General features: G+C 71.7%; 10 protein-coding genes. 1 reads left to right on the forward strand and 9 read right to left on the reverse strand.

The window, feature by feature from the left end:
* Positions 1-68: 68 nt before the first annotated feature.
* Both H9652_RS15155 and H9652_RS15160 read right to left on the reverse strand, forming a co-directional pair.
* The gene (locus H9652_RS15155) at positions 69-1,268 is read right to left on the reverse strand and encodes a baeRF2 domain-containing protein (RefSeq protein WP_191796989.1); all 1,200 of its coding nucleotides are present in this window, start codon (positions 1,266-1,268) and stop codon (positions 69-71) included.
* Positions 1,269-1,482: 214 nt separating this feature from the next.
* Entirely contained in the window at positions 1,483-1,836 is a 354-nt protein-coding gene (locus H9652_RS15160) for a chorismate mutase (protein ID WP_138824868.1), read from the reverse strand.
* 109 nt (positions 1,837-1,945) lie between these two features.
* On the opposite strand from H9652_RS15160, the gene H9652_RS15165 reads away from it, so the two are divergent.
* Complete coding sequence (locus H9652_RS15165; RefSeq protein ID WP_191796990.1) at positions 1,946-3,766, forward strand: AMP-dependent synthetase/ligase; 1,821 nt, start codon at positions 1,946-1,948, stop codon at positions 3,764-3,766.
* 136 nt (positions 3,767-3,902) lie between these two features.
* Here H9652_RS15165 and clpX read toward each other — a convergent pair whose 3' ends face one another.
* From clpX to H9652_RS19885, 7 genes are all read right to left on the reverse strand, one after another.
* Positions 3,903-5,174: an ATP-dependent Clp protease ATP-binding subunit ClpX gene (gene clpX, locus H9652_RS15170; RefSeq protein ID WP_138824872.1), complete on the reverse strand. Its 1,272-nt coding sequence runs from the start codon at positions 5,172-5,174 to the stop codon at positions 3,903-3,905.
* Positions 5,175-5,322: 148 nt separating this feature from the next.
* Complete coding sequence (locus H9652_RS15175; RefSeq protein ID WP_030150967.1) at positions 5,323-6,039, reverse strand: ATP-dependent Clp protease proteolytic subunit; 717 nt, start codon at positions 6,037-6,039, stop codon at positions 5,323-5,325.
* A 50-nt stretch (positions 6,040-6,089) separates the two neighbouring features.
* Complete coding sequence (locus tag H9652_RS15180) at positions 6,090-6,710, reverse strand: ATP-dependent Clp protease proteolytic subunit (protein WP_377535597.1); 621 nt, start codon at positions 6,708-6,710, stop codon at positions 6,090-6,092.
* Between the two features lie 200 nt (positions 6,711-6,910).
* Positions 6,911-8,209 carry a hypothetical protein gene (locus tag H9652_RS15185; RefSeq protein WP_191796991.1) on the reverse strand — a complete coding sequence of 433 codons (1,299 nt, stop codon included), beginning with the start codon at positions 8,207-8,209 and terminating at the stop codon, positions 6,911-6,913.
* Between the two features lie 226 nt (positions 8,210-8,435).
* On the reverse strand, positions 8,436-9,824 hold the full coding sequence (gene tig / locus H9652_RS15190; RefSeq protein ID WP_191796992.1) for a trigger factor: 1,389 nt from the start codon (positions 9,822-9,824) through the stop codon (positions 8,436-8,438).
* Between the two features lie 413 nt (positions 9,825-10,237).
* The gene (locus H9652_RS15195; RefSeq protein ID WP_191796993.1) at positions 10,238-12,322 is read right to left on the reverse strand and encodes an acyltransferase family protein; all 2,085 of its coding nucleotides are present in this window, start codon (positions 12,320-12,322) and stop codon (positions 10,238-10,240) included.
* On the reverse strand, positions 12,319-12,554 hold a 236-nt coding region (locus H9652_RS19885; protein ID WP_225228310.1), incomplete at its 5' end, for a hypothetical protein. The genes H9652_RS15195 and H9652_RS19885, both read right to left, overlap by 4 nt.

Genomic DNA, 12,554 nt, shown 5'->3' on the forward strand with positions numbered 1-12,554 from the left:
GGCCCCCCCCCCCCCGGGGGGGGGGGGCCCTGCGTCGTGCTGGCGATCCAGCGCGGCGTCCGAGGGGATCAGACCATCTCGCCCCGCAACCTCACGTCGTCCCCCGACATGGTCGCGGCGACCTCGTTGGGCGTCCCGTCGTCGTTCCACCGGAGGGTGGCGCCGACCCCCTCGATGAGCTCGACGCTGCCGTCGGGCGAGAACGTGAGCCCCGCGTCCTGGCCGATCGCGGCCCGGACGAGGGCCACGGTCGCGGGCAGCTCCTCGATCCCCTCGCTCACGCCCAGGTCGGTGATGTCGGAGCGCGAGGACCCGATGTGCAGCGGGCTCGGCCCGACCCACAGGGTGCGCCCGTCGAGCTCGGTGTCCTGGCCGTACTCGTCCGCGAGGATCAGCTCCTTGACCTGTCCTCGCGAGAGCACCGCGACCACGTCCTCGAGGGACGTCACGGCGGCCGCCTCTCGGCCCTGCTCCTGCCGGAACTCGGCGAGCACGGCCTCGCGGCGGCGCTCGCGGAAGCTCTCGAGCGCGTCGGCGACCTTCGCCTCGAAGGCCGCCTCGTTGATCCCGGCGCCGCGTCCGCCGCCCGCGACCTCGACCACGAGCTCGTCCGTGGCCTTGGTCAGCGCGGCCCGCACGAGCGGCACGGCGCGCACGTCGCCCGTGACGAGGATGAGCTCGGGTCGGTGCTCGAGGACCTGCCGGTCGAGCTCGGCCGCGACCGCCTCGGCGTTGCGCTCCCAGGAGTCCTCGGCACGCGCCTCGATCCGCTTGTGCGACAGGCCGCCCGTGCGGACCTTGTTGATGACGTCGTGCCCGCCCTCGACGGACTCGGCGTCGCCGTACGGCAGGTGCCCCCCGGCGACGGACCACGTGAGGTCCGCACCCTGACGGTCGACGACGACCCGGACGTAGTCCACGGACTCGTCGGCCGCGCGCGCAGCCTGGAGCAGGGCGGGGACGGGCCCCCAGAGTCCCTTGGTGACAGCGGGGGGGTCCTTCAGGACCCGGTCGACGAGTACGCCTTCCTCGTCGGCGATGAGCACTCGGCCGTGCGGGCCGGGCATCCTCGTGGGGAGGGTGACGGACTCCTCGAGCTCGTCGATGATGCTCGCCGGGGCTCCCGCTGCGGCGAGCGCCCGGCGCACTCCCTTCCACCGGTTCTCGACCTCGCGTGCGGTGGCCTCGTCGCCACGTGTCGCGTCGAGGTAGACGGTCGCGAACGGGCCGGGGTGGCCGAGCAGGGGCTTGAGCCAGTCGATCTTCATGCAGGCACCTCTAGACATCCATCGTCGGAGGGACGGTCGGAGGCCGACCGCCCCGATGTCCTCCCCAGCCTGCGGCACGTGGCCGACGAACGCCACCGGGGACGGCCGCCCCGGCGTGGCTCACGGCATGCTCACGGCAGGCTCACGGCGAACCTGCCCCGGGCTCTCAGGGGATACGCCGCGGTAGCCCGTCGTCGCCCCGCGACGGGACCCTTCAGGAGTAGGTGTCCAGCACGGGGGCCTCGTCCTGGTGCTCGCGGGCGATCCGCTGGTGGTGCCGGATGACCTCGCTCACGATGAACTCGCGGAACTGCTCGGCGAACGCCGGGTCGAGGCCCGAGGACTCTGCGATGCTGGTCAGGCGGGCGATCTGCTGCTGGTCCCGTGCCGGGTCCGCGGGCGGGAGGCCACCCTGCGCCTTGAGCTCGCCCACCCGGCGCGTGAACTTGAAGCGTTCGGCGAGCAGGTGCATGAGGGCGGCGTCGATGTTGTCGATGCTCTCGCGCAGCCTGAGGATCTCGGCGGGGACAGGGTGCGACGGTGTCGTGGGGGCGGGAGGCTCGGTCATCCGTCGATCCTAGGCTCGCGCGGGGTGCCGGCGAGGCGGCCGACGGAACGTGGGACGCCCGGTACACAGTAAAATCGGTCCTTGCCCCACCACTCAGCGGAGAGTTGACATGACCGAATTCGCGTCGCCGAGCCTCGTCGAGGTACCGACCACCAGCAGCATCAGCACGCTTCTCACCGACCGCGTCGAGCGCTCCGGGGACGACGCGGTGATCGAGCGACGCCTCACCCCGGGCGGCCCCTGGCAGCCCGTGAGCGCCCGCGCCTTCGACGACGACGTGGTCGACGTGGCCCGCGGGCTGCTCGCGCGCGGCGTGCAGGCCGGCGACCGCATCGCGATCATGTCGCGCACCCGCTACGAGTGGACGTTGCTCGACTTCGCGGTCTGGGCCGCCGGCGGCGTGCCCATCCCCGTCTACGAGACCTCCTCGGCCGACCAGGTCGAGTGGATCCTGTCGGACTCGGGCGTGAGCGTCGCCGTCGTCGAGACGCCCGCGCACGCGGCGATCGTCGAGACCGTCCGCGAGCGGCTCCCGCTCCTGCGGGAGGTCCTGGTGATCGACGACGGCGCGGTCGACGACCTGCGCGCCGGCGGCTCCACGGTGACGCGGGACGAGGTCGCCGCACGCCGCGCCGCCACCGGGCGCGACGACCTCGCGACGATCATCTACACGTCGGGAGCGACCGGGCGTCCCAAGGGGGTCGAGCTCACGCACCTCAACTTCGTGCACCTGACCCGCAACGGCGTGGCGGGTCTGGCCGAGATCGTCGCGACGCCCGACGCACGCACGCTGCTCTTCCTGCCCCTCGCGCACGTCTTCGCACGGTTCGTCCAGGTCGTGTGCATCGCGTCGCCCACCGCGGTCCTCGCGCACAGCTCCGACATCAAGAAGCTCGTGCCGGACCTGGGCTCGTTCAAGCCGACGTTCCTCCTCGCGGTCCCCCGTGTGTTCGAGAAGGTCTACAACGCCGCCGAGCAGAAGGCGGGCGCGGGCGCCAAGCGGCGCATCTTCCACTGGTCGGCCAAGGTCGCCATCACCTACTCGCGCGCGCTCGACTCGGCCTCGGGTCCCTCGATCGTCCTCAGGGCGCAGCACGCCCTCGCGGACCGGCTCGTGTTCGGCTCGATGCGTACGGCCCTGGGCGGCGACCTGACCCACTCGATCTCGGGCGGGGCGCCGCTCGGTGAACGCCTGGGCCACTTCTTCCGCGGTGTCGGGCTCACGATCCTCGAGGGCTACGGCCTGACCGAGACCACGGCCCCGTCGGCCGTGAACCTGCCCAGCCGCCTCAAGATCGGCACCGTCGGCCCTGCCTTCCCCGGGACCGCGCTCAAGGTCGACGCCGAGGGCGAGCTCTTCGTCAAGGGCGACCACGTCTTCCGGGGCTACCACAACCAGCCCGAGCTGACCGCCGAGGTCCTCCAGGACGGCTGGTTCCGCACGGGCGACCTCGCCTCGCTCGACGAGGACGGCTACCTGCGGATCACGGGGCGCAAGAAGGAGATCATCGTGACGGCGGGGGGCAAGAACGTCGCTCCCGCCCAGCTCGAGGACCGCCTGCGCGCCCACCCGCTCGTGAGCCAGGTCGTCGTCGTCGGTGACCAGCGTCCTTTCATCGGCGCCCTGGTCACGATCGACCACGAGATGCTCCCCGGCTGGCTCACGACGCACGGCCTGCCGGCCATGGACGTCGCGACGGCCGCGACGAACCCGACCGTGCTCGCGGCCCTCGACCGCGCCGTCACGCGCGCCAACGAGGCAGTCTCCCGGGCCGAGTCCATCCGCAAGATCCAGGTGCTCACGACCGACTTCACCGAGCAGAACGGCTATCTCACGCCGTCTCTCAAGGTCAAGCGCAACCTCGTGCTCCGTGACTTCACGACGACGATCGACGACCTCTACGGCGCACCCGCGAACGCGGAGGCCTGACGTTCGGGCCGCTGCGCGGCGCCGCGCGCGCAGCACGGCCCCGCGCCGCACGGCACCACCCCCGCGCACTGCACGGCAGACAGACGACGAAGGGCCCCGGAACCGAGGTTCCGGGGCCCTTCGTCGTGCGTGCTCCCTACGCGCTCTTCTCGCGCGGCGCCCGCTTGATCGCGGACCGCGGGACGAGGGTCGGGTTGACGTTGTCGAGCACGGCCTCACGCGTGATGACCACACGCTCGACGTCGTCCCTGCTGGGGACGTCGAACATGGCCTGCTGGAGGACCTCCTCCATGATGGCGCGGAGCCCGCGGGCACCCGTGCCACGCAGCAGCGCCTGGTCGGCGATCGCGCTGATCGCGTCGTCCTCGAACTCGAGCTCGACACCGTCGATCTGGAACATCCGCTGGTACTGCTTGACCAGCGCGTTGCGCGGCTCGGTGAGGATGCGCACGAGCGCCTCCTGGTCGAGCTTCGCGACCGACGTGATGATGGGCAGACGCCCGATGAACTCGGGGATCAGCCCGTACTTCTGCAGGTCCTCGGGACGCACCTCGGCGAAGAGGTCCGCCTCCTCGTGCGAGTCCATGGGAGCCCCGAAGCCCACCCCGCGCTTGCGCGAACGGGTGGCGACGATCTCGTCGAGCCCGGCGAACGCCCCGGCCACGATGAACAGGACGTTCGTCGTGTCGATCTGGATGAACTCCTGGTGCGGGTGCTTGCGGCCGCCCTGCGGGGGCACCGAGGCCGTGGTGCCCTCGATGATCTTCAGCAGGGCCTGCTGCACGCCCTCACCGGACACGTCACGCGTGATCGAGGGGTTCTCCGACTTGCGGGCCACCTTGTCGACCTCGTCGATGTAGATGATGCCCGTCTCGGCCTTCTTGACGTCGTAGTCGGCGGCCTGGATGAGCTTGAGGAGGATGTTCTCGACGTCCTCGCCGACGTACCCCGCCTCCGTGAGAGCCGTGGCGTCCGCGATCGCGAACGGCACGTTGAGCATCTTCGCGAGCGTCTGCGCCAGGTACGTCTTGCCGGTGCCCGTGGGGCCGATCAGCAGGATGTTCGACTTGGCGATCTCCACCTGGGAGTCGTCCGAGGGGCGTGCGTGCTCCCCGGCCTGGATCCGCTTGTAGTGGTTGTAGACCGCCACTGCCAGCGCCCGCTTCGCGGCGTCCTGCCCGATGATGTACTGCTCGAGGAAGTCGAAGATCTCCCGCGGCTTGGGGAGCTCGACGAGCCCGAGCTCGGCCGCTTCCGACAGCTCTTCCTCGATGATCTCGTTGCAGAGCTCGATGCACTCGTCGCAGATGTACACGCCGGGGCCCGCGATGAGCTTCTTGACCTGCTTCTGGGACTTGCCGCAGAAGGAACACTTCAGCAGGTCTGCACCATCTCCGATCCGAGCCACTACGAGCCTCCTAGCCTCGGTCTTGCTGCTGCGCCGGGACTGAGGCCCCCGCGATCTGGGACGACACGCGCCGACCTACCACCATTGCACACCACCGGGGGCCCGTTGTCAGCCGGGCACCCCGGTGGGTCGGGGGGAAATGTCGAGATCAGGGCTTGTTCTGGATGACCGGCTTGCGGCTCTCCAGGACCTGGTCGACCAGACCGTACTCCTGCGCCTGCTTCGCCGTGAGGATCTTGTCACGCTCGATGTCCTCACGGACCTGCGCGACGTCGCGGCCCGAGTGCATGGCCAGGGTGTCCTCGAGCCACTCGCGCATGCGGATGAGCTCGTTCGCGTGGATCTCGATGTCCGAGGCCTGCGCGTAGCCGCCGCCCTCCATCGCGGGCTGGTGGATCAGCACGCGGGCGTTGGGCAGCGCGAGACGCTTGCCGGGCTGGCCGGCCGCGAGCAGCACGGCCGCGGCGGAGGCCGCCTGCCCGAGGCACACGGTCTGGATCTGCGGCTTGATGTACTGCATGGTGTCGTACAGCGCCGTCATGGCCGTGAACGAGCCGCCGGGCGAGTTGATGTACAGGATGATGTCGCGGTCCGGGTCCTGGCTCTCCAGGACGAGGAGCTGCGCCATGACGTCGTCCGCGGACGCGTCGTCGACCTGGACCCCCAGGAAGATGATGCGGTCCTCGAACAGCTTGGTGTACGGGTCCTGGCGCTTGAAGCCGTAGGCCGTGCGCTCCTCGAACTGCGGGAGCACGTAGCGCGAGGACGGTGCGCCGTGCGGGAGGGCGATGCCGCCGCCGGCGCCCGCGCCCGCGAGGCGCTGAGCGGTCGAGATGTACTGGGATTCCTGGCTTGCGTAGCTCAAGGTGTCTCCTCGGGTGGGATCGTGGGTGGGGGGCCGGGGCGTCGGTGAGCTCAGCTGCTCGCCGTGCCGCCGCCACCCGTCACCGACGAAGCGTTCGTCACGACGTGGTCGATGAAGCCGTACTCGAGGGCTTCGGGCGCCGTGAACCAGCTGTCACGGTCGTTGTCCTTGAGGATCTTCTCGAGCGGCTGGCCGGTCTGCTCGGCCGTGAGCTCGGAGAGCACCTTCTTCATGTGCATGATGAGCTGCGCGTTGATGCGCACGTCGGTCGCCGTGCCGCCGATGCCGCCCGAGGGCTGGTGCATCATGACGCGGGCGTGGGGCGTCGCGTAGCGCTTGCCCTTGGTGCCCGAGGAGAGCAGGAACTGCCCCATCGAGGCGGCCATGCCCATCGCGATGGTCGCGACGTCCGGCTGGATGTACTGCATGGTGTCGTAGATCGCCATGCCGGCCGTGATCGACCCGCCCGGCGAGTTGATGTAGAGCCAGATGTCCTTGTCGGGGTCCTCCGCGGCGAGCAGCATCATCTGGGCGCAGATGGCGTTCGCGTTCTCGTCGCGCACCTCCGAGCCCAACCAGATGATGCGCTCCTTGAGCAGCCGGTTGTAGATGGAGTCGTTCAGGCCGAGTCCCGGCCCCTCGGCTCGTGCCACCGGAAACTGATCGCTCACGTCCATCTCCTTCGTCGATCCCTCAGTCGCTCGCGACGCTCGAACGTCGCGGCTGGTCGGCTCCTCCGTCTGGACGGACTCACCGTTGCTGTGACCCTAACGCGGGCGGGGAGCGGAAACCGTCCCGATATCCGGGGTTTTCGCTGTCGGCGCAGGAAGGGCGCCCCCGATGCCCGACGGCGTCGCTCACCGCCCGCCGATCACGCGTCCTGGGTGCCGCGTGGCGCCCCTCCGGGGTTGCGTGGCCAGAACGCCCACGCGGCGTTGAGGACGCACAGCGCCGCGAAGAACCACCCCCGTACGGGGCTGTCGAAGTACGTGAACATGGCGACGGAGACCCCACCGATGATCGGGATCGCCAGGATCTGCCACGTGAGGAACCACCACGGCTTGCGACGCCGGGCATCGTCGAGGTCCAGCCCGGCGGTGAGCCGTCGCGCCACGGGATCGTCCGCCCCGGTCGCGCTGTCCGCCATGGCCGACCGGAGGAACGACCGGGGGTGCTCCACGACCGCACCGGGCAGCGCGTCGAGCCGCACCTGACCCCGCAGGGCGGGCAGCACCTCGACCGGGAGGGCCAGGATCGCGGCGAGCCTGTCCAGCGCGTCGGCGGGGTCCCGCTCGGAGAGGAGCTCACGCAGGGCCGCGGCCCGCTCGTCGTCGAGCCCGAGGGCGCGTGCGACCTCCTGGGGGTCGCTCGGCTCGACCATGATCTGGTCGAGGACGACGTCCGCGATCGACTCGTCGTCGATGCTCCCGTCCGCCCTGGTCGGGTCCACGACGTCCCACCCGGGTCCGAACTCGTGCCCCACCATGGTCTTGCCGGCCACGACGAGGAAGCCGGACCACCCTCCGTTGACCCACAGGTGGAGCACGGGTCCCTTCGCCGGCCAGGTCGCGACCTGGGACACGTCCTGCGTCGACTCGAGCCCGGTGACGATCGCCGCCGCGCGGGTCGTCGCGGTCGCCGGCACCGTCACGAAGCGCACCGGGACCTTCGCGGTGTGCGCGAGCATGGCCGACTCGTGCGGTGGGAAGTCCGCCACGACCAGGTCCCGGTACTCGAACCCGACGGAGAGCATCCCGTCGTCGCCCGGGAACGCCCCTTCGTCGAACGAGAGCGAGGTCCCCAGCCTGGCGTCGCCGAACGCGGCGTCGAGCGCTCGGTGCAGCTCCCCGGTCCCGGCGGCGAGCACGAGCGTCCATCCGGTCTCGGGGTCGGACAGCAGGACCTCCTCGTCGTCGCCCGCGGCCGGCGGCTCGCCGACCTGCCCCCGGCGGACCACCACGGGTCGGAGGTCGTCACCCTGTGGCGCGGCGAGCAGCTTCGCGACCACCCAGCCGTCGACGCCCACGTGACGGCCGGCGATCGTCGCGCCGACGACTCCTGCCGTGCGCAGCACGTCGGCGAACGCGCCCGCGACCTGGGCCGCGTCCCCGCCGAGCGGGACGCGGACGGCGGCGAAGCAGAGCGCGAAGGACGGTCGACGACGAGGCATGGCGGGCTCCCCTGGTAGCGGCCGGAGCCGTGGGACTGGTGACGGATCGGGCCCGCTCGGAAGCCCCCGCGCTGCGTCGATCGCGGCAATCTACTCTCTCGGGGCCGGGCCTGGGAAGACGGTCCGCCCCGCCCTGCACCGGGACGACGTCGGCCCCACCTCCGTGAGGGAGGTGGGGGCCGAGGTCGGGCGGGGGCTCAGGGAGCCCCAGGTGTCGTGAGGAGGATCAGGCCTTGTCGGCGGCTGCCTCGTCCTCGGAGACGACCTCGATGCCCTCTTCGTCCGTGATGTCGGTGACGTCCTCGCCGGCGGCGGCGGCCGCGGCGTCAGCAGCCGCGTCCTCCTCGTCCGAGCCGATGAACTCGCTCAGGTCCACGACGTTGCCCTCGGAGTCCTTGACCTCGACCTGGCGCAGGGCCACGGCGAGAGACTTCGACCGGGCGACCTCGCCGACCATGGCAGGGATCTGACCGCCCTGGTCGAGCGACTGGATGAACTGGTTCGGGTCCATCCCGTACTGGCGCGAGGCGTTGACGAGGTAGTCCAGGAGCTCGTTCTGGGCGACCTTGATCTTCAGCTGCTCCGCGAGCGTGTCGAGGAGGATCTGGTTCTTGAGCGCCTTGGCCGCGTCGACCTCGACCTCGGCACGGTGCGCCTCGTCCTCGAGGCGTCCCTCGGACTCGAGGTGACGGTGCACCTCGGCCTCGACGGCGCCCTGGGGAACGGGGATCTCGGTGTTCTCGAGGAGGTGCTCGACGAGGGCGTCACGAGCCGCGACAGCCTGGTTCGAGGTCTTGATGCTCGCGACCTGCTCGCGCAGGTCCGCCTTGAGCTCCTCGATCGTGTCGAACTCGGACGCGAGCTCGGCGAACTCGTCGTCGGCCTCGGGCAGGTCGCGCTGCTTGACCGAGGTGGCCGTGACGGTGACCTCGGACTCCTTGCCCTCGTGGTCGCCACCGGCGAGCGGCGCCTTGAAGGTCGTGGTCTCGCCGGCCGACAGACCGGTGAGCGCCTCGTCGAGGCCCTCGAGCATGTTGCCCGAGCCGATCTGGTAGCTGATGCCGGAGACCGAGTCGATCTCCTCGTCGCCGATGACGGCCTTCAGGTCGATGACGACGAAGTCGCCCTCGGCGGCCGGGCGGTCGACGCCGACCAGCGTGCCGAAGCGCTCGCGCAGCGCGTCGAGACGCTCGGCGATGTCGTCGGCGGAGACCTCAGCGGCCTCGACGGTGAGCGTGACCGAGTCGAGCGCGGGGATCTCGATCTCCGGGCGGACCTCGACCGTGGCCGTGAAGTGCAGCGCACCCTCGGCGTCGAGCGGGACCTCGGTCACCTCGACGTCGGGCTGGCCGAGCGGGCGGATGCCCGTCTCGTTGACGGCCTGGCGGTAGAAGCCGGACAGGCCGTCGTTGATGGCGTGCTCGAGCACGGCAGCACGACCGACGCGCTGGTCGATGATGCGCGCGGGGATCTTGCCCTTGCGGAAGCCGGGGACGTTCACCTGCTCCGCGATGTGCTTGTAGGCGTGGTCGATGCTCGGCTTGAGCTCGTCGTACTCCACCTCGACGGTCAACTTGACCTTGGTGGGGTCCAGGGTCTCGACGGCGCTCTTCACTTCGATGATCTCCAACTGATCGGGGAGCCGACGTGCGGCAACGGGGTGCGTGCATGTCCCGCCGGTTGCAGCGGGACCTGTTCGAACGTTCATCGATCGGTGGCAGACGCTGGCGCCTGGTCGATCGCGTCGCCTCGAGCGGTGCGGCGGCAGCCTCAAAGGGCCTCCACCGGAAAGGGCGCACGGACAACCCGTCCATGGTACGCCACACCTCGTGGGCGCCGGCGCGCCGAGGGTCGGCACCCGCCCGGCACCTGCCCGGCACCCGCCCGGCACCCGCCCGGCACCCGCCCGGCGCCTGCCCGGCGCCTGCCCGGCACGAGCAGGACAACGGCCCGGCACCTGCCCGGGCGAGGTGTCGGGGCCGCGCCGAGTCGTGCCCCGGCCCGGACCCGACGCCTCGTCCGTCGGCCTCAGCCGCCGAGCGCGCTCGTCTCGACGAGCCGCCGCTCGAGCTCGGGACGCAGCGCCTCGACGGCCGTGGCCGTCAGGTGGCTGCCGTCACGGTAGAGGAGGAGACCGCCGAGGACGGCGGGGCACCGCTCCTGCGCGCACACGACCCCCGAGACGTCGACGACCTCGACGCCGGGCACGTCACCGAGCACGACGTCGACGACCAACGGGTCAGCCGGAAGCGCCTGCGCCCTGGGGAACGAGCATGCGTCCCAGTCGTCGAGCGCTCCGGAGACGCAGCTCGGGACGTCGACGCCCGGGGTGGGCGTGTCGCGCAGGTAGACCACGGGCACCCCCGCGGCGGCGAACCGTCCGAGCGTGCTTCCCCAGGCGGCCTCCCGCCGGTCGGCTGCCTCCTCGCTCTCGAAGTACGCCGCGCTCGACCCCACGATCACGACGTCGGCCCGCGCCGCGATCTTCTCGATCTGCGCGTCGCGCCACGCCTCGCAGTGCTGCGACTCCTCGAGCAGGGCCTGCGGCAGGTCGGCCGGCGTACACCCTCCCTTGGTCACGATCGACAGGTGCCACCCCTGGGCGAGCGCGACGTCGCGCAGGGCCCCGCTCCACTGGAAGGCCTTCGAGTCGCCGAAGAGCACGACCTCGCGCCCGCCCTCCGGCCCGACGACGCACTCGGCGGGCCAGGCCGTCTCGCTCAGGCCCAGCGCCCCCAGGCACGGGGTCTCCGCGGGCGGGGCGTCGAGCGCGGCCCGTGTCAGCCCCGGGGTCACCGGCCCACCCGTCCGCGCGAGCGCGGACGGGTCGAAGATCGTGTCGAGCCGGACCTGCGCGGACCCGACCTCGTCCCCCTCCAGCCCGGCGTACACGGCCGAGCCCGCACCCAGGCTCGCGACGAGGGCGAGGACGACGCCCGTGAACCCCACCGAGTAGCTCGCCGACGGTCGCAGCGCGACGACCGGCGAGCGCCGCAGCGGCGACTCGACCCCTTGGAGGACGAGCCAGGCCACCCCGCCCGCGCCGAGCGTCAGCACGACGCGCTGGGGCCAGGTGAGCGGCCCCCAGACCGCGTCGGCCAGGACGAGCACGGGCCAGTGGACGAGGTACCAGGCGAAGGACAACCGCCCGACGGCCCGGACGGGCGACAGCGCGAGCAGGTGACCCACGCTCCCCCGCGCCGTCCGGACCGTGGCCGGGACCGCGAGGAGCGCGACCGTCCCGAGCGTCGGCCAGAGCGCCGCCGTCCCCGGGAAGGGGGTCGACTCGTCGTGGACCACGGCCGACCACACGACGGCGCCGAGCCCGGCCCACCCGGCCAGGGTCCACGCGACGCGCCGCAGGGCGGGGTGACCCAGCCCCCCGGTGACACCGCCCCGAGGGGGGGACGTGGCGCCGTCGGGCCTGCGCAGCACGGCGGCCGCCAGGAGACCGCCCAGCCCGAACTGCCACGCCCGCGTCAGAGGCGACATGTACGCGAGAGCCGGGTCGCTCGACGTCAGCACGAGCGAGACGACGAACGAGGCGACCGTGCCGACCGCCAGGACCGCGACCGCCGCCGGCAGAGGACTCCTGCGCACCCGCGCCGCGACGACTCCGACGAGCGCGAGCAGGAGCGGCACCACGAGGTAGAACTGCTCCTCGACCGCGAGCGACCAGTAGTGCAGCACGGGGCTCGGCGCCGCCGAGGCCGCCATGTAGTCCGTCTCCTGCGCGATGAAGCGCAGGTTCGCGACCTGGAGGGCGCTCGCGACGACGTCGATCATGGTGTCGCGCGCCCGCAGCGGAGGCAGCACGAGCCAGGCCGCGAGCGCCGTGCCCACCAGGACGACGGACGCCGCGGGCAGGATGCGGCGCGCCCTGCCCGCGAAGAACGCGGGCAGGGCGATCCGTCCGGCCGATGCCAGCTGCCGCAGCAGGATCCCCGTGATGAGGAATCCCGAGATCGCGAAGAAGACGTCGACCCCCACGTACCCGCCGGGCACGCCCGGGACCTGCGCGTGGAAGAGCAGGACGAGCACGACGGCCAGCGCGCGCAGCCCCTCGACGTCCCCTCGGAAGCCGGGCCGTCCCCGCCCGGTGCCGCTGCTCACAGCGCCTCGATCATCGGGTCGAACACCCCTGCGGCGACGAGCCCGGCGAAGGCCAGGGCCGCCGTGAGGGCGACGACCGCGGGCCACTGCAGGGAGCTGTGCGGTCGGGACGTGGTCGGGCCTGCGTCGACCGCGTCACGGTCCGTGTCGCGAACCGTGACGTCCGGCGTCCCGGCCAGGCCGACCGGGTCGGCGAGGCAGACCGGGCCTCCCGGCGCGCTCATGCCCGCAC

The sequence above is a fragment of the Oerskovia rustica genome (assembly GCF_014836555.1).
Taxonomy (GTDB): domain Bacteria; phylum Actinomycetota; class Actinomycetes; order Actinomycetales; family Cellulomonadaceae; genus Oerskovia; species Oerskovia rustica.

Excerpts from the sequence above, each read along its gene's own strand:
- H9652_RS15155 (WP_191796989.1), bottom strand. The coding sequence starts at position 1,268 with ATGAAGATCGACTGGCTCAAGCCCCTGCTCGGCCACCCCGGCCCGTTC.
- H9652_RS15165 (WP_191796990.1), top strand. The coding sequence starts at position 1,946 with ATGACCGAATTCGCGTCGCCGAGCCTCGTCGAGGTACCGACCACCAGC.
- H9652_RS15185 (WP_191796991.1), bottom strand. The coding sequence starts at position 8,209 with ATGCCTCGTCGTCGACCGTCCTTCGCGCTCTGCTTCGCCGCCGTCCGC.
- H9652_RS15160 (WP_138824868.1), bottom strand. The coding sequence starts at position 1,836 with ATGACCGAGCCTCCCGCCCCCACGACACCGTCGCACCCTGTCCCCGCC.